21 protein-coding genes and 1 tRNA gene are annotated in these 15,969 nt (G+C 38.8%); 12 read left to right on the top strand and 10 right to left on the bottom strand.

Annotation, left to right across the window (positions count from 1 at the left end; all coding sequences use genetic code 11):
* Window positions 1-7: 7 nt before the first annotated feature.
* From BKM32_RS14010 to folP, 4 genes are read right to left on the bottom strand one after another with little or no spacing between them, the layout of a single operon-like run.
* A complete protein-coding gene (locus BKM32_RS14010; protein ID WP_076664424.1) occupies window positions 8-781 on the bottom strand; it encodes a DUF3667 domain-containing protein in 774 nt (257 codons plus the stop codon).
* A gap of 3 nt (window positions 782-784) precedes the next feature.
* Complete coding sequence (gene cdaA, locus BKM32_RS14015; RefSeq protein WP_076664426.1) at window positions 785-1,567, bottom strand: diadenylate cyclase CdaA; 783 nt, start codon at window positions 1,565-1,567, stop codon at window positions 785-787.
* Window positions 1,568-1,602: 35 nt separating this feature from the next.
* Window positions 1,603-2,271, bottom strand: a complete 669-nt coding sequence (locus tag BKM32_RS14020) for a hypothetical protein (protein WP_076664428.1) — start codon at window positions 2,269-2,271, stop codon at window positions 1,603-1,605.
* Between the two features lie 7 nt (window positions 2,272-2,278).
* Complete coding sequence (folP, locus tag BKM32_RS14025; protein WP_076664484.1) at window positions 2,279-3,103, bottom strand: dihydropteroate synthase; 825 nt, start codon at window positions 3,101-3,103, stop codon at window positions 2,279-2,281.
* A gap of 154 nt (window positions 3,104-3,257) precedes the next feature.
* On the opposite strand from folP, the gene BKM32_RS14030 reads away from it, so the two are divergent.
* The 7 genes from BKM32_RS14030 (at window position 3,258) to BKM32_RS14060 (ending at window position 8,797) form a co-directional block, all read left to right on the top strand.
* A complete protein-coding gene (locus tag BKM32_RS14030; protein WP_053975512.1) occupies window positions 3,258-3,794 on the top strand; it encodes a DUF1599 domain-containing protein in 537 nt (178 codons plus the stop codon).
* A gap of 7 nt (window positions 3,795-3,801) precedes the next feature.
* Window positions 3,802-5,118, top strand: coding sequence for a BT_3928 family protein (locus BKM32_RS14035; RefSeq protein ID WP_076664430.1), 1,317 nt, complete (start codon window positions 3,802-3,804; stop codon window positions 5,116-5,118).
* Window positions 5,119-5,122: 4 nt separating this feature from the next.
* Window positions 5,123-6,199: an ABC transporter permease gene (locus BKM32_RS14040; RefSeq protein ID WP_076664432.1), complete on the top strand. Its 1,077-nt coding sequence runs from the start codon at window positions 5,123-5,125 to the stop codon at window positions 6,197-6,199.
* A 26-nt stretch (window positions 6,200-6,225) separates the two neighbouring features.
* Window positions 6,226-6,717 (top strand): TlpA disulfide reductase family protein, encoded by a 492-nt coding sequence (locus tag BKM32_RS14045; RefSeq protein ID WP_076664486.1) that lies wholly within the window; start codon window positions 6,226-6,228, stop codon window positions 6,715-6,717.
* Between the two features lie 50 nt (window positions 6,718-6,767).
* The gene (gene tpiA, locus BKM32_RS14050) at window positions 6,768-7,517 is read left to right on the top strand and encodes a triose-phosphate isomerase (RefSeq protein ID WP_076664434.1); all 750 of its coding nucleotides are present in this window, start codon (window positions 6,768-6,770) and stop codon (window positions 7,515-7,517) included.
* A gap of 126 nt (window positions 7,518-7,643) precedes the next feature.
* The gene (gene prmA / locus BKM32_RS14055; RefSeq protein WP_076664488.1) at window positions 7,644-8,477 is read left to right on the top strand and encodes a 50S ribosomal protein L11 methyltransferase; all 834 of its coding nucleotides are present in this window, start codon (window positions 7,644-7,646) and stop codon (window positions 8,475-8,477) included.
* A 44-nt stretch (window positions 8,478-8,521) separates the two neighbouring features.
* Window positions 8,522-8,797, top strand: coding sequence for an ATP-dependent Clp protease adaptor ClpS (locus BKM32_RS14060; protein WP_053975508.1), 276 nt, complete (start codon window positions 8,522-8,524; stop codon window positions 8,795-8,797).
* A 6-nt stretch (window positions 8,798-8,803) separates the two neighbouring features.
* Here BKM32_RS14060 and BKM32_RS14065 read toward each other — a convergent pair whose 3' ends face one another.
* Window positions 8,804-9,217, bottom strand: coding sequence for a DUF6691 family protein (locus BKM32_RS14065; RefSeq protein ID WP_053975507.1), 414 nt, complete (start codon window positions 9,215-9,217; stop codon window positions 8,804-8,806).
* Between the two features lie 12 nt (window positions 9,218-9,229).
* The gene (locus tag BKM32_RS14070) at window positions 9,230-9,787 is read right to left on the bottom strand and encodes a YeeE/YedE family protein (protein ID WP_076664436.1); all 558 of its coding nucleotides are present in this window, start codon (window positions 9,785-9,787) and stop codon (window positions 9,230-9,232) included.
* A 182-nt stretch (window positions 9,788-9,969) separates the two neighbouring features.
* Here BKM32_RS14070 and BKM32_RS14075 point away from each other — a divergent pair.
* Window positions 9,970-10,043, top strand: a tRNA-Arg gene (locus tag BKM32_RS14075).
* A 73-nt stretch (window positions 10,044-10,116) separates the two neighbouring features.
* Here the strand turns inward: BKM32_RS14075 and BKM32_RS14080 are convergent.
* From BKM32_RS14080 to BKM32_RS14090, 3 genes are all read right to left on the bottom strand, one after another.
* A complete protein-coding gene (locus BKM32_RS14080) occupies window positions 10,117-10,536 on the bottom strand; it encodes a hypothetical protein (RefSeq protein ID WP_076664438.1) in 420 nt (139 codons plus the stop codon).
* Window positions 10,537-10,635: 99 nt separating this feature from the next.
* Window positions 10,636-11,394: a class I SAM-dependent methyltransferase gene (locus tag BKM32_RS14085; protein WP_076664440.1), complete on the bottom strand. Its 759-nt coding sequence runs from the start codon at window positions 11,392-11,394 to the stop codon at window positions 10,636-10,638.
* 95 nt (window positions 11,395-11,489) lie between these two features.
* Window positions 11,490-12,161, bottom strand: a complete 672-nt coding sequence (locus BKM32_RS14090; RefSeq protein ID WP_076664442.1) for a DUF6090 family protein — start codon at window positions 12,159-12,161, stop codon at window positions 11,490-11,492.
* Between the two features lie 257 nt (window positions 12,162-12,418).
* Between BKM32_RS14090 and BKM32_RS14095 the strand changes: the two genes are divergently transcribed.
* A complete protein-coding gene (locus BKM32_RS14095; protein WP_076664444.1) occupies window positions 12,419-13,267 on the top strand; it encodes a DJ-1/PfpI family protein in 849 nt (282 codons plus the stop codon).
* A 44-nt stretch (window positions 13,268-13,311) separates the two neighbouring features.
* Window positions 13,312-13,611 carry a DUF1330 domain-containing protein gene (locus BKM32_RS14100; protein WP_076664446.1) on the top strand — a complete coding sequence of 100 codons (300 nt, stop codon included), beginning with the start codon at window positions 13,312-13,314 and terminating at the stop codon, window positions 13,609-13,611.
* Window positions 13,612-13,680: 69 nt separating this feature from the next.
* Here BKM32_RS14100 and BKM32_RS14105 read toward each other — a convergent pair whose 3' ends face one another.
* Window positions 13,681-14,661, bottom strand: coding sequence for an AraC family transcriptional regulator (locus BKM32_RS14105; protein WP_076664448.1), 981 nt, complete (start codon window positions 14,659-14,661; stop codon window positions 13,681-13,683).
* Window positions 14,662-14,914: 253 nt separating this feature from the next.
* On the opposite strand from BKM32_RS14105, the gene BKM32_RS14110 reads away from it, so the two are divergent.
* Together BKM32_RS14110 and BKM32_RS14115 are read left to right on the top strand one after the other, a co-directional pair.
* On the top strand, window positions 14,915-15,520 hold the full coding sequence (locus tag BKM32_RS14110; RefSeq protein WP_076664450.1) for a TetR/AcrR family transcriptional regulator: 606 nt from the start codon (window positions 14,915-14,917) through the stop codon (window positions 15,518-15,520).
* Window positions 15,521-15,600: 80 nt separating this feature from the next.
* Window positions 15,601-15,813: a hypothetical protein gene (locus BKM32_RS14115; RefSeq protein WP_076664452.1), complete on the top strand. Its 213-nt coding sequence runs from the start codon at window positions 15,601-15,603 to the stop codon at window positions 15,811-15,813.
* The last annotated feature ends 156 nt before the right edge of the window (window positions 15,814-15,969 follow it).

The raw sequence follows: 15,969 nt of genomic DNA on the forward strand, positions 1-15,969 counted from the left end.
TATCTATTTAATCCTCGAAGAGGTAATGCATATCTCCATTTAGATATAGAATTCCTATGTACAATAGGGTGTAGATTATAAAGAAGATTCCCCCAACAGCAAGGAATATTAGAAATCGAAACAGGAATTGTTTGAAATTCAGTTTGAACAGTCTGATGAGGCAATAGGATATGTAGATGGTTTGCAAGGGGAGAATTACAGACAGTGAAATGTCATTGTAGTGAATGCCAAAAGCAGCTAAAAATACCATTATAATAGCACCATAAATAGACGATTGGGAAATTAGGTATAAAAATATAACCAGGTGCTCAGTATAGTTAAAGGTCTTGACATTGTAAAACACGATGCGGGATATCAAGGCGTGAACAGGAATGTAGAGCATAAAGAAAAGGGATTGGTACTCCATCATAAAGTCGAAATTCTTCTTTTGAAGTTCTTCTGAGCCTCTATGAAGCAAAGTCCCCATTTCAAAGGCTTTAGGGAATATATGGGATAAAATATAATATTGAATTCCTAATACGGTCAGGGCAATGGCAAAATAGCTAATAACATCTACATACTTTTTTCGAACGCCATTGATGTAGCCAATAATGACATCTTCTGGAACTTTAAAAAGGGCTATAAAGGTTTGAAGAAACTGATTGTCGTAGTTTAGGAAAGTCTCCGTAAAATATTCTAATAGATTTTTTAAAGTCAGGCGGTTTTTTATGACCTTTCCACCACACTGGTTGCAATATAAACTAACCTCAGAAAGCTGTGTATGGCAGTTTTTGCATTCCATGTTTTAGGCCAAGTCTCGTTTGAGCATTCCCACTAAATCTTCAGGATCCTTAAACATCACAAACTCTCCATTTTTAATATAGGAAATCTGCCCAGTTTCCTCACTCACCACCAAAGCCAAAGCATCGGTTTTTTCTGTGATTCCTATAGCCGCCCTATGGCGTAAACCAAAACGCTGCGGGATGTTTTTTTCATTGTTTACAGGCAAAATAACGCGAGTAGCCTTTACTACATTGTTTTCAATGATGATGGCGCCATCGTGCAGCGGACTATTCTTAAAAAAGATACTTTCAATAATGGGTTGGGTTACGCCAATACTCATGGCATCGCCGGTTCCCGTTAAAAAGTCCAGATTATTATTTCGTTCCAAAACGATAAGGGCTCCTGTTTGTGTGGTTCCCATTTTTGTACAGGCGTTAACAATAGCTGAAATATCCGTATTGGTTTCCACTTCATTTTTGAGGAATTTCATTTTACTGAAAATCTTCCGCTTGCCTCCTAAATTAGTAGAACCCACCATCAACAAAAACTTCCTGATTTCTGGTTGGAAGACAACTATCAAGGCAATAATTCCTACCTTCATAAAGCCATCGAAAATGTTGTGGAGCATTTTCATATTGAGCAAATCCGTTATCTTCCAAACGGAGTAAATAATCATGATCCCAATGAAAATGTTGATGGCTACGGTGCCTTTTACGAGCTTGTAAACATAGTAAAGAAGGATGGCTACCAGAAAGACGTCTATAAAGTCTACAATACTAAAATCCCAAAATTTTAAGTTCTCCAAGGCGTAGGTGTTTTTGTAAATGTAACAAAATAAGATTAATAAATAAATTCTCTGTTGTCTATTGTAGCGGGGCTTATTTCAGCGTTTGAAAGTATAGATTTTAAAGAGATGTAGTCCTGAAAAACATTGTGCTTCTCAATGGCCAAGGTAAGGATTCTTGGGGTGTTTTGTAGTGACAAAGAATCTTCCAGAGTTCCTATAAGCTCTTCCAAAGTGGTATTTAAAACATTTATATCGGAACTCAGGATTTCGATATGTTCTGGGTTGTGGAATTTCAGCAAAGACATCTTTTGTGTTACAGTGCTATCAGGTATTGTTGGGGCAATGGTATCGTAAATAACTTCGGTGAATTCCAAAAAGCCCAAGTTTTGGATGCTGGTATCATTACAGGTGAAATAGTTCTTGGCATTTTCATTTTTGTGAAGCTCGGCATTACGTTTTTTGTCCTGTAAAAGCATGATTTTAGGAATGGCCTGTTCCAGAGTCAATCGCTTGTCTACATTGATCAGCCAATTGGTGGTGCTGATCAAATTTTTACGATTCAGTTCGATACTGTCGGGCAAAGCTTCATCATAAAATAGGTAGGCGGCAGATACATCATGGATTTTAGTGATCCCGGCATGTTCAATTTCCGGTAACATAACCAGTTTGTCATTGCCACAAGACAAGCATAGCAAAACGATAAGCAAGCTGAAATATTTCATTTTGAGATTAAGAGTTTAGTTGATTAAAAAGTTGTACACATTCCATAGCTTCCTTGACATCATGTACACGCAAAATGGAAGCGCCTTTTTGTAGGGCAATGGTGTTTAAAACCGTTGTGCCGTTTAAAGCATGTTCTGGACTGGTGTCCAAAACTTTGTAAATCATCGATTTTCTGGAAATACCTACCAAAAACGGAATGTCCAAATTTTTGAAGAGTTCGATGTGTTGTAGCAGCTCGTAATTTTGAGCTAAGGTTTTGGAAAACCCAAAGCCAGGATCGGCAATAATGTCGTGGATGCCCAAAGCTCTTGCGGCAGCCATACGCTCCGCAAAATAGAACAAAATATCCTTGGTTAGGTTTTCATATTGGGTGTGCTGTTGCATGGTTTGCGGCGTCCCTCTCATATGCATCATGATGTATGGCACATGAAGTTTAGCAACTGTAGGCAACATATTCTCATCCAACAAACCCGCTGAAATATCATTGACCAAAGCGGCACCTGCTTCAATACAGGCTTTGGCCACTTCACTTCTGAAGGTATCTATGGAAATTAAGGTCTTGGGAAATTCCTTTAAAATCAATTCCACAATAGGAACGCTGCGTTGCAGTTCTTCGGCTTCGGAAACATGCTCGGCATTGGGGCGTGAACTGTATGCCCCTAAGTCGATAAATGTGGCGCCATCCTTGAGCATGGAGGCTACTTTATCCAAAATATCCTTTTCATTTTTGTAGCTGCCACCATCGTAAAAAGAGTCGGGGGTAGCGTTTAAAATCCCCATTACTTTTGGGGTTGAAAGCTCTACAAGTTGTCCTTTGCAATTTATGGTCATGGTTTTTAAGGAAGAATGAAGTGTCAAAATTAAGGCGCTTATTTGAGAAAAAAGCAAATCCCAATACATTTTTGGACATCGCCCAAACTTTAAACCCTAAACTTTGATGTTTAAAGTTTTTTATGCGAAATTTACGGAAAATTAAATGTATTCAATGCAAGAAACTTCAAAACAATACGATGAAGTCATTGCCACCTGTAGAGCCCTTTTTATCAATAAAATGAAAGATTATGGGAGTGCGTGGCGCATTTTAAGACTTCCTTCCCTAACAGACCAAATTTTTATAAAAGCCCAACGCATTCGCGGATTACAGGAAAACGACGTAAGAAAGATTGACGAAGATGAAACCAGTGAATTCATTGGAATTATCAACTATTGCACCATGGCTCTGATTCAATTGGAGAAGGGTGTAGTTGAAAAACCAGATATGTCTGTTGAGGAAGCCACTAAATTGTATGATGAAAAGATTGCTTTGACCAAACAACTCATGATGGACAAAAACCATGATTATGGTGAGGCTTGGAGGGACATGCGTGTGAGCAGCCTTACGGATTTGATTCTTCAAAAATTACTTCGCGTAAAAGAGATTGAAAACAACAAGGGCAAAACACTGGTGAGTGAGGGGATTGATGCCAATTATCAGGATATGATCAACTACTCGGTATTTGCCATGATTCATTTAACCCAATAAGCTTTTTATGAAATTTATAGTAAACATTTGCCGTCTCTTGGTAGGGGCACTTTTTATTTTTTCAGGATTTATAAAATTGAACGACCCACTAGGGTTTTCCTATAAGCTTCAAGAATACTTTAGCTACGACGTGTTGAACATCCCTTCCTTGGAGCCTTATGCCTTGGGGATTTCGGTGTTCGTTGTAATTTTTGAGGTGGTTTTGGGAGTGTTCCTTTTGGTGGGCTACAAACCTAAATTCACCGTATGGAGTTTGTTGGGCATGATTGTGTTCTTCACATTCCTGACCTTCTATTCAGCGTATTTTGACAAGGTGAAAGACTGTGGTTGTTTTGGAGATGCCATTAAACTAACCCCATGGGAATCCTTTACAAAAGACGTGATTTTGTTGGTGCTGATATTGGTGCTATTCTTTAACGTTAGGTACATCAAGCCAATCTTCAGTAAGTTGGGGGTGACCATGGTATCGCTATTGAGCTTTATTGTGTGTATGTGGTTTGCCTACCATGTGTTGATGCATTTGCCTGCTATCGATTTTAGAGCCTACAGCATAGGAAGCAATATTCAGGAAAAAATGAGTATTCCAGAAGGGGCCAAAGAGCCTGTTATGGAGTGGAAATGGTTGTTTAAGGTGAATGGTGAAGAAAAAGAGTTTGTGACTAACGGAAGCTACCCAAGTGTAGACGGGGAATACATCAGTGTGGAAACAACGGTGATTGAACCTGGTTACGAGCCAACTATTTTGGATTTCTCCATAGAGTCTGAAGATGATGACTTCACGGCACATTTTCTTGAAGAAGACCATTTGGTAATGGTGGTAAGCTATAGCTTGGAAAATGCCGAAAAGCAAGGTTTAGACGTTTTGAAAGCGGTTACAGATAAGGCCATTGAAAACGGTTATACCGTCATTGGTTTATCGGCTTCGGGAGCTCCTGTAAAGGAAAAGATAAAAGCTGACTATAAATTAGATTTCAATTTTTATTTATGTGATGAAAAGGTGTTGAAAACCATCGTACGTTCCAATCCGGGAGTGTTGGTATTGGAGAAAGGTACCATCATGCAGAAAGTACATTGGAACGATGTTGATGATTTAGACCTTCCTAAAGTGGCCCGTAAACCAGAACCTAAGGTTGAAAAAGTAGAGGAGCGCATTGTGTATTTTATCAATGATGATCGTGCTACCAAAGAGGCTGTAGAGGCTTTGGATTCTACTATGATCCAACAAATGGAAGTTATCAAGGACAGCACTTTGTTAAAAGAACTTGAGTTGGAAGCTGATGAGCAAGCCACAGGAGCTATAAAAGTGACCCTTAAAGACAACTAGCTGCTTGGTCAATTATCTGTTAAATAAAATATGGTATGCGCTGCTCACTTTGTTTGGAGTGGTGACCGTTATTTTCTTTTTATTTAATGTATTGCCAGGCGATCCTGCCCAAATGATGTTGGGGCAAAATGAAGATAGTAAGCAATTGGCGGCCGTTAAGGCAAAATATGGTTTTGATAAGCCAATTTCCACCCAATATGCTTACTATTTGAACGATTTGTCTCCGGTGTCTTTCCATTCTACAAACCCTGAGGATTATACTTTTTTAAGGCCTGGGAAATACTCTGCGATGACACTTTTTGAAGTCGGGAAGACCAATGTTGTTTTAAAACAACCTTATTTACGGGAGTCCTTTACCAAACAAGGAAAAGAGGTCAGTCAAGTGATTGCCGAGACGCTTCCCAATACGTTTGTATTGGCTATTTCATCCATCATCATCGCCATTGGCGTGGGAATATTTTTAGGAATAGTTTCAGCACTTTGCAAAGACCAATGGCTGGACAAAATCATTCAGGTGTTGAGTACTTTAGGAATGAGTGTGCCTTCTTTTTTCAGTGCCATTTTGTTCGCTTGGTTTTTTGGGTTTGTATTGCACAAATACACCTATTTGGAAATGACCGGAAGTCTATATGAAATGGACGATTATGGGGAAGGTATCCATATAAAATGGAAAAACTTGATATTGCCTTCCATTGTGTTGGGGATTCGTCCGTTGGCAGTGGTTATTCAATTGATGCGAAATTCTTTGTTGGAAGTATTTAATCAAGATTATATCAGAACCGCAAGAGCTAAGGGGTTGAGCGAATTTCAAATTATAAAAAAACATGCCCTCAAGAATGCCATGAATCCTGTGGTAACGGCTATTTCCGGTTGGTTTGCCTCCATGTTGGCAGGCGCTGTTTTTGTGGAATACATCTTCGGTTGGAACGGTTTGGGGAAGGAAATCGTGAATGCCCTAAACACTTTGGACCTTCCCGTCATTATGGGTTCGGTGCTGATTATTGCCACCCTCTTCGTAATTATTAATATTTTTGTAGATATTATTTATGCTTGGCTCGATCCCAAGATAAAATTGGAATAGGGTCTAGGCAAGAAAACAGGGGTGTTATGAAATCAATAAAAATTTTAGTCCTTCTTCTTTTCGTTTGCATTGGCTGTAAAGCCCAGGAAGTCCCTACTACATTCTCCCAAGCCGCTCTTGAGGATACTTTTACAACGCTTGACGGACAGGAAATCTCCTTTCAGCAGATACTCACAAAATACCAAGGCAAAACCATTTTGATAGATGTTTGGGCCTCTTGGTGCAAGGATTGTTTACAAGGCTTGCCCAAGGTGAAAAGTTTGCAGGAACAGGAAAAAAATGTGGTTTACTTATTTTTATCATTGGATAGGTCTATCGAATCCTGGAAATTTGCACTAGAAAAATATGGGATAGCTGGAGAGCATTATTATATGCAATCCGGAAGAAAGGGGGATTTTGGCAGTTTTGCCAATCTGGATTGGATCCCTAGATATATGGTGGTGTCGCCAGAAGGGGCTATTAGCCTGTTTCGTGCAGTAAAAGCTGACGACCCCATGATTATAGAAGCATTGAAGTAAAAACAAAAGTTTAATTAATAAAAGTCCTTCAGCAGAAGGTGAGCATTAAAATGAGAAAACATATTGTAGCAGGAAACTGGAAAATGAACAATGATTTGTCCATGACAGAAACATTGATTTCTGAACTGAAAAAACAAACGATTACATCGGATGCTGAAGTGATGATTGCTCCAGTATTTACCAACCTTTGGCCTGCTTACCAAGCCTTGAAGGACAGCGATATTGAAGTGATTGCCCAAAACATGCATTTTGCGGAAAGTGGTGCCTACACAGGAGAGGTAAGTGCGAGTATGTTAAAAAGTGTAGGGGTAAAAACGGTGATTTTAGGTCATAGCGAGCGTAGAGAATACTTTAACGAAACAGATGAGCTATTAGCGAAAAAGGTTGATGCAGCCTTGGCAAACGATATGCGTGTTATTTTCTGTTTTGGTGAAGAATTGGCAGAAAGAAAGGCTGGTAAAGAGCAAGAGGTTGTAGGGTCTCAAATTGCCAATGCATTGTTCCATTTGGATGCTTCGGCTTTTAAACATATTGTTTTGGCTTATGAGCCTGTTTGGGCCATTGGTACAGGAGAAACCGCTTCTCCGGAGCAAGCACAGGATATGCATGCGTTTATCAGAAAGACTTTGGCCGACAAATATGGTGCTGAGGTTGCCGATGTAGTTTCTATTTTATACGGAGGAAGTGTAAAACCTGCGAATGCCCAGGAAATTTTCTCTAAACCAGACGTTGATGGTGGATTGATTGGAGGCGCTTCGTTAAACGCCGATGATTTCTTTGCCATCGTAAATGCGTTTTAAGCCCTAGGCTTTCAAACATAAAATAACAATCCCATAGTCGAAATTTTGACTGTGGGATTTTTTTATGAAAACGTTAAAAAGTGTGGTGGCTATTCTAGGTTTCCTAAATTTGCAAAAATTTTAACTATGTCTGAAATATACATTGGGTATGAATTCAAGGTAGAACCGTTAAACCCGGGTACCGAAATTTTAATTGCTGAACTGGGCTATGCCGGTTTTGAAAGTTTTGTGGAAACCGACGAAGGGGTGACCGCCTATATCCAAAAGGAAGAATGGAATGAAAACATCCTTGAGGATATCCAGATTTTGGATTCAGAAGAATTTCAGATTAGTTATACGTTTGAAGAAATAGAGCAGACCAACTGGAACCAGGAATGGGAAAAGAACTTCAGTCCTATTGTAGTAGACGATCGTTGTGCGGTAAGAGCGCCTTTCCACGACAAATTCAATACGGAATACGATATCGTCATTGAACCTAAAATGAGTTTTGGTACTGGGCATCATGAAACCACGCACATGATGATTCAGCATCTTTTAAAGAATGATGTGAAGGACAAATCGGTGTTGGATATGGGCTGCGGTACTGGAGTTTTGGCTATTTTGGCCGAAATGAAAGGCGCACATCCTATTGATGCCATCGATATCGACAATTGGTGTTACCTAAACAGTTTGGAGAATGTAGAGCGTAATAATTGCGAACACATTACCGTTTACGAAGGCGACGCCCAATTGTTGGAAGGCAAACATTATGATGTGATTATTGCCAACATCAACCGCAATATCCTGCTGAACGACCTAAAATATTACAGCAAATGTTTGAACCAAGGAGGGAGCTTATTTTTGAGTGGTTTTTATAAAGATGACATTGAAGCCATTGAAAAAGAGTGTGCTGCCCATGGTTTGAAGTGCGTGGATATTTTGGAAAAAAACCATTGGGTTGCTTTAAAATTCTTAAATTAGAGACAATTTAGTCTTATTATCAATATATTACGTTTTTTGAGATTATGAGTGTAAGAGAAAAAACATCGGAAGATTTACTGTATGCAGAAGAAGTCCTAAAACAAAATGAGATAGTATTGTACAATGACGATGTCAATACCTTCGACCACGTTATTGAGACGCTTATTTATGCCTGCGACCACACTGCAGAACAAGCCGAACAATGTTCCATTATTGTACATTACAATGGAAAATGCACCGTAAAGACTGGTGATTACGATGATTTATTGCCGCGTTGTTCCAAGATGTTGGAGGCAGGCCTAAGCGCAGAAATTGTATAAGCCTCTTTAGTGAGGCAGTTTGTCTTTAAACTTCCCATAGACATAGGTGCCTAAGATGGCGGCCAAAATCACTATGAGCATTTGAAAAACGCCTGTTCCTACCAAGATATACATTGGTCCAGGACAGGCTCCTGATAAAGCCCAGCCCAATCCAAAAATGGAGCCCCCGATGATATAGCGCATCAAGCCCTTTTCTTTTTTAGGAACATCCAGCAGTTGGCCTGTAATGTTTTTCAGTTTCATTTTTTTGGATACCAAAAGGATCAATACCCCAGTGGTCACAGCGCTTCCTATGATGCCGTACATATGGAAAGATTCAAAACGGAACATTTCATAAATACGGTACCAGGATACTGCTTCCGATTTTACCAAAACAATTCCAAACAGGATACCAACCAATAAAAACTTAATATATTTCATCATAATGTGTGTCTAAAAGATTAATGGGAACAATAGGTGGACCATGATAAGTCCTCCAATAAAAAAGCCTATTACAGCAATTAATGAAGGCAACTGTAAACTGCTTAATCCGGTAATGGCATGCCCAGAAGTACATCCTCCTGCATAACGGGTACCAAAGCCAACTAGAAAACCTCCAATAATTAAAATGGCCAATCCTTTTATAGAAAATACGGCATCCCAACTAAAAAGCTCCTGAGGCAATAATGATTTGCCAACGTTGTCAAATCCTAGCTCATTTAATTTGGCAACGGTATCAGGATTCAAATCTATATTGGTAGGGGCAGAAAGTAAAAAGTGAGCGATGAAGCCACCAATGACAGTTCCTATAACCACCACCAAGTTCCATTTTTGCTCTCTCCAGTTAAAATTGAAGAAAGGTACTTTTTTACCCGCACCACCAATGGCACAAAGGGTTCTTAAATTGGATGACATTCCAAATGTTTTACCAAAATACAGTAAAAGGAACATCACGATTGCTATTAAAGGGCCGCTTACATACCAGGGCCAAGGTTGAAGAATATAGTCCATAGAAATTTTTAAAAAAGTTGCAAAAATAAGCTGTTTTTACTTTTTGCAATGTAATATAAGTTACAAAAAGGTTTCGAACTTTATGCTATAACAGCAGGGGTTGAAAAAAAGTATTTAAAATTATTGAAATAAATTTTGGAAGTTTCTGAATAAATGTTTTATATTTGCACCCACAAAAAAACGGCCTCGTGGCGCAACTGAATAGCGCATCTGATTACGGCTCAGAAGGTTACAGGTTTGAATCCTGTCGAGGTCACTTTTGAAATGGAAATTAGTTCAAGAACCACTTAAGTCTCAAGATTTAGGTGGTTTTCCTTTTTTATTGGGTTTTAATCCTGAATCTTCATTTTAAAAACCTCTTCCCAAAACTGCTTGTCTGTTTTGTCAAAAGGTGCTTCAAAGTAATCCTGGTAATATTTCATAAAGCCCACAGGGGCTCCAATATCCATAAAGTCAATGATTTTTTTTAGGGATTTACCCAGGATTTGCATATCGATGGGGTCGTCTGGGATGGTCTCGTCGTTAAAAGTAAAGTTTGGAGTTAGGTCTGGATATAAATAGCCGTATTCTATAGCAAAATCATATTCCTCCGTGAAGTTATCCAAATTGATTTTGATATCCTGTTTTGAAAAGTGCCTATACAGAGACGTATTGATCAAAACATTGTCATGTCTTGAGTGGTCCCTGATGACGTTGACGTGTTTAATGAAACGTAAAAATAGTTTTGATGGTTTTCTTGGCTTGTCCAAAACAGGAGGTCTTTAAAGATTAAACACTAAAGGTACTAAATTAAAGATGGACGATGTGTTAAGGAAAGTATATCTCTTGTCGATACTGAGATTTTTAGATTATAAAGGTTTGATGGCTCTTGTTGCTATAAAAGCAGGGAAAAAATCATCCATCTTGTTTTCTCCACCCCAATTGTCTTCGTACATATGGGTTATACAAAAGCCGGCTTCCAATTGCCCGGCAATTTGGTCCGTCAAACTATGTCCAAATACCAAAGGATCGTTGTTTTTTGTCAATGTTTCCAATTTATCGTCAGGTAAGGAGTCTATGTCTGAATAGGGTTGTTTGTAAATTAGTTGCAAGTGTTCTTCGTCCAACTGAAATGAAATAGGATTGATGAGCCCTGTCATTAAAACACCATTTGGTTTTAAAACCCGGAAGCATTCCTTCCAAACGGGCAACACGTTTTCTACAAAAAGTATGGAACATGGATTGAAGATCAAGTCGAATGAATTGTCTTCAAAAACGGAAAGATCTTTCATATCGCCTTGAACTGTTTTTATACCAAGGTTAAATTTATCGCTTAAGGTTTTGTCTTGTAGCAATTGCTTTTCCGAGTTGTCAAAAATTGTAACATTGGCGCCCAAAGCAGCCAGAATAGGGCCTTGTTGCCCGCCACCGGAGGCCAATCCTAAAATTTTTAAATTGTTCAGGTTGGGAAACCAATTGTGCGGAACAGATTTTGTAGGCGTCAACACAACATGCCAGTTGCCGTTTTTGGCAGCCTCCAATGCTTGTTCAGATACGGGAATGGTCCATCGGTCCTTTTTGTCAACATAAGTGTCCCAGGCCGCTTTATTATAGTTTACAATATCCATCTGTTATGCTAATTAGTGTTGTGGTTTTAATAGGTAGTTCCAAAAAGGAGCGCAGATTCTTAGATCTTATAACGTTCACAAATCCACCAAAACAACTATTGCCTAATCCTATTGTTGGCGCTAGTTAAGCTTTCATCAAGCAATTTTTGTTTCTCCAAATTACTCTGATACCCATTGATTTGTTGGTTTAGCAACACTTCATAACCTAAAACAATATTTTCAAAATGTGGGTCTTTAATAAAGTCGGGGTTTATCGATCCAAAATCCCTAAAACGGACATTTTCGAAAAAAAATGGCGTAACATAGTCGTTGATATAGTCTGCTATCAAAGCTTCAAGTTTTGTGGTTGTTTTATATGAGTTATAGGTGCTTATGATATCTTTTCTCAGGTCAAGATCCTTTATCATATCAAACTCTCCTGAGGCTGTTATATTTTCCATGGTGGTTGTTGAAGGATTAAAATCAGTCAATGCCAGCATGCTAGCACTTAACGATTTGATCCTGTTATCTGAGTAGTTGCCAGATAGTAACATATTTTTTAGGCTGTCTATATCCTTTCTTTTTGTATTCGCAAAATCTATGGCAGCAACCAGATTTTCATAATTAGCTTTATTTTCTTCATAAAAACTCTCAATATATCCTTTTGCTTCCAATTCCGTTTTAAAGGAATCATTCCAATTGTTCAATTTAAAAGCTATGGTTATGCCAATAATTACAATCAATAAATCGATAATCTTTGATTTCCAATCAATTTTAAGTTTTGCCATAGCGTTTTCTTTGTTTTAAATATCCATTCGATTATTTAAATTCTAACAACGGTTTTTAATCACTTCCTGGAAGGAGGCTGATTGCTTAAAGATAGCTAAACTTTCATTTCAACAATACTTGGGGAAACTGATTTGTGATTTCAGAAAACCTTTTACCGTTAATTCTTGGCCTTCTTGGGGTAATTGTTGCTAGGGAATTGGTGTTATCATTGCAAAACAATAGGTAGAGACACTTAAAAACCGACGAACCAAACCCTATGAATTGTATTAAGCAAATATTTGGTGTAGCACCCCATGAAGAAGGGGAGAATACATATTCGCCTTCTAAACTGGCATTGAAATTGGCCGTTGATAAAAAGACGGATTATACACCCTATAATTTTGAAAATAGAAATCAGGATTCCTCAAAGAAGATTTTGATAGTTGGAACAGAAACCGAGTTGCTGAAAATGGCTAACGGGACATTGTTTCAAACGGGCAACCATCCTTTTGAGTTATTTATACCCATGTTGCATTGGGAGGCTGCTGGCTTTGCTGTAGATATTGCTACACCAACTGGTGATGCTATGGCGTTGGAACATTGGGCCATGCCTACAGAAGATAAGGCCGTGATGGCTTTATTTGATAAATACAGATCAAAGCTTGAGAAGCCATTGAATCTTTGGGAATTGGTTGGCCAGTTGAATGACCATAGTCCTTATGTCGCTGTTTATTTTCCGGGAGGCCATGGTGTTATTGCAGATCTGCCATTCAGTGGGGCTGTTGAAAAGCTCATTAATTGGACGGCCAAACACAACAAACACTTCATTACCATTTGTCACGGGCCCTCGGCATTGTTGTCAACCGGGGACACCTCTCCCTACAGTGGTTATGCTATTGCTGCTTGTCCGGATGGGATGGACAAACTGCTGCCAGCTACGGGGTATTTGCCAGGAGGCATGCCTTGGTTCTATGGGGAGAAATTAAACAGTCTAGGCATTAAGATTGTGAACAAGACCATGAATGGCAAAGTAATTGTTGATAGAAAATTGATTTCAGGAGATGGACCTAAAGCCGCCAACGAGCTGGGTATTGTGAGTTCCAAAGCGTTACTGAGCGAAGCATAATTTAAAATTCATTACACCTAACCATAAAACCAAAAGTAAATAACATGGAAGCCTATTTTATCATCAGTTACGATATTGTAGATTTTGAGACCTTTCAAAACTATCCGCCAGCAGTATTGGGAATTCTGCAACAGTACGGTGGTGAGTTGTTGGTGTCCGATACCGATGCGGTAGTAATTGAAGGAGAAAGGAAAATGATGCATGCCATCATTAAATTCCCTTCACAGGAGATGGCCATGGAATGTTTCAACAGTGAAGAATACCAAGCGGTTCGTGCATTTAGGGTCAATTCTACCAAAGACAATACCGTAATTATGGCAAAGGCATTCAATCCAAACGCCTAAATTCTTTGAAAAAAAACACATAAAAAAGGCCCAGCAACTTAGTGTTAGGGCCATTTGTATATTTGGTTATTAGGTGTCTTTTTGTACGTTGCTAGGTAGAAAACCGTAATGCTTTTTAAATGCTTTTGAAAAATGACTAAGGTTGTTATAGCCTAATAGAAAAGCAACTTCCGAAACCGAGTAGTTTTGATGCAGTCGATCCAAACCAACCGCCAATTTGTTCTGCAGGTGATATTGGTACGGACTAAGCCCATAGACCTGTTTAAAATAACGTTTGAATTTGGAAAGGCTCATCCCAGACTGTTGGGCAAGTTCATCCAAACTAATGGGGTGCAAGGGGTTTTCATCCATTAAAGTGCGCACCTGCAATAAACTTTCCAAATCATCATGGTGAATATTGGAATGTTGGGAGCTGTTCAACTGCCTATTCTCGAATTTCGTAAATAAGGTATTGAGGAGCTGTAGGGAGCCTGAAAACAACAACAAGCGATTGGAACTGAGCAAGTCCATTTCTTTTACCAAATATTTAAACTGGTAATCCAAATTTTCGGCCATGTAGATAGGGTCGTCACTCAATAATAAACGTTTCAAATTTGGATTGCTGTCCTCGAAGGCATTGGCCAGCAGCCAATCTCTAGTAAATCCTATCTGAAATATCTTTACCTCTTCATTGGCAGGAATGTCGTATAGGCTAATGGAGGTCGAAGAGCTTAGCATGATACTGATACTGTCGAAATTAAATTCGAATATTTTTTCATCTATCTGTTGGCTGATAGGGGCCTTGGTAAGATAAAAGTTAACAATAAACAAGTCGTTTGTTGTGCCGGCAGTTTGGGTAATGTCAAAAGGTGCCTTTAGTGTAAAATTCATTTGTTGCGCCCAAAACCCTTTTTGGAATTCCATGTACTGCAAATGCCCTTGCCCAAAAGTTGGATCGAATACAAATGTTTCTTGGTCAATGCTGCCTAGATGTTGGTGTTCCAAAAACTGATACCATTCGGTTGGTACCATAAGAGGGTAGGAAATTGTGCTAGGCGCTTTTGTTTTCATGTCGTTTAAATGGCTGGTCTTGTGTTGAATAAGACGCTAGAGAGTTTGTTGTATAGGTATTTGGTTCAAAGATAATTAAAGAAAACCGACTTATGTCTTTGCCAATGATTTTCCAAATGGGAAGGAGGGTAGCTTTTTGGTTTCACAGAGCTATGTTCTTCGAATCTAGAGGAGACATTTGGTTAAAAAGGAGCGGTTTTTTGTCTATTCAAAAAATTGAATTATTTTTACCGACCAAACGGTCGGTTTATTTATGAGTGATTCAAAAGATTTAATAGTCAAAACTGCCTTTAACCTCTTTATCAGCAAAAGTTATAATGAGGTAACCATGCAGGACATTGTCAAGGCTACAGGCCTCTCTAAAGGGGGATTCTATCATTATTTCAGTAGTAAGGAAAAGGTCTTCGAGGCGGTAGTGAATGTCTTTATTCAACGCACAAAAGTTGAAGAATTGACAGCCTTTTCAGAAGGAACGCTTAAAGAATTCTACAGCGCTTATATAGACGTATTGGAAAAACGGATCATGAAATACAGGGAAGAGAGTGGGGCCTCTAAAGAGGTACTAAAGGCCAACCATTATGCTTTGGTGTTTGATGCCATCAAGCTTTTGGACGGTTTTAAGGAACGACAAACTCAAATTCATGAAGAAGAATTGGAGCTTTGGAAAACGGTTATTGCCAAGGCCAAGGTCAGCGGAGAAATAGCCACACCGCTCACCGACGAACAAATGGCAAAGCTGTTCCTGTTTCAAAACTATGGCATTGGCGTCTATTATTTTTCAAGATCGCAGGCCGATGAAGCTTTAGAGCAGATGAAAGAACAATTTCAAGCTATTTATAAAAGTATCAGTAAGGATTAAATTTCTTTTGAACCATAAGCATACCAACCGTTCGGTTTTATATCAATTCAATTTTTAAAAACTCTACAATTTATATCCATATGGACGTTACCATCTATAAAACGAATGTGAACAATGAACATGTAGCGCAACAGGTCATTACACAGTTACAGGCCATCATCCCTGATTTTATGATCAATTTTGATTTGGAAGACTGTGATAACATCTTACGCTTGAGCGGTAACCGCATGGTTTCGGACCTTGTGATTCAATGTCTGACCTCCAACGGTTTTGAATGTTCCGAAATAGTCTAAACCATCCCCACTTAAATAAACGAATTTTACCAACATACCTGAGCCAGCAGGCTGCAGGTATGTTTAAATTGTAATACCTACGAAACAGAGAATGACATTCACCTCCCAACACCTCAATCTACACCTTACCTTATTTTTGTTAGTGCTATTCACGCT

The sequence above is a fragment of the Mangrovimonas sp. DI 80 genome (assembly GCF_001975575.1).
Lineage (GTDB): Bacteria > Bacteroidota > Bacteroidia > Flavobacteriales > Flavobacteriaceae > Mangrovimonas_A > Mangrovimonas_A xylaniphaga.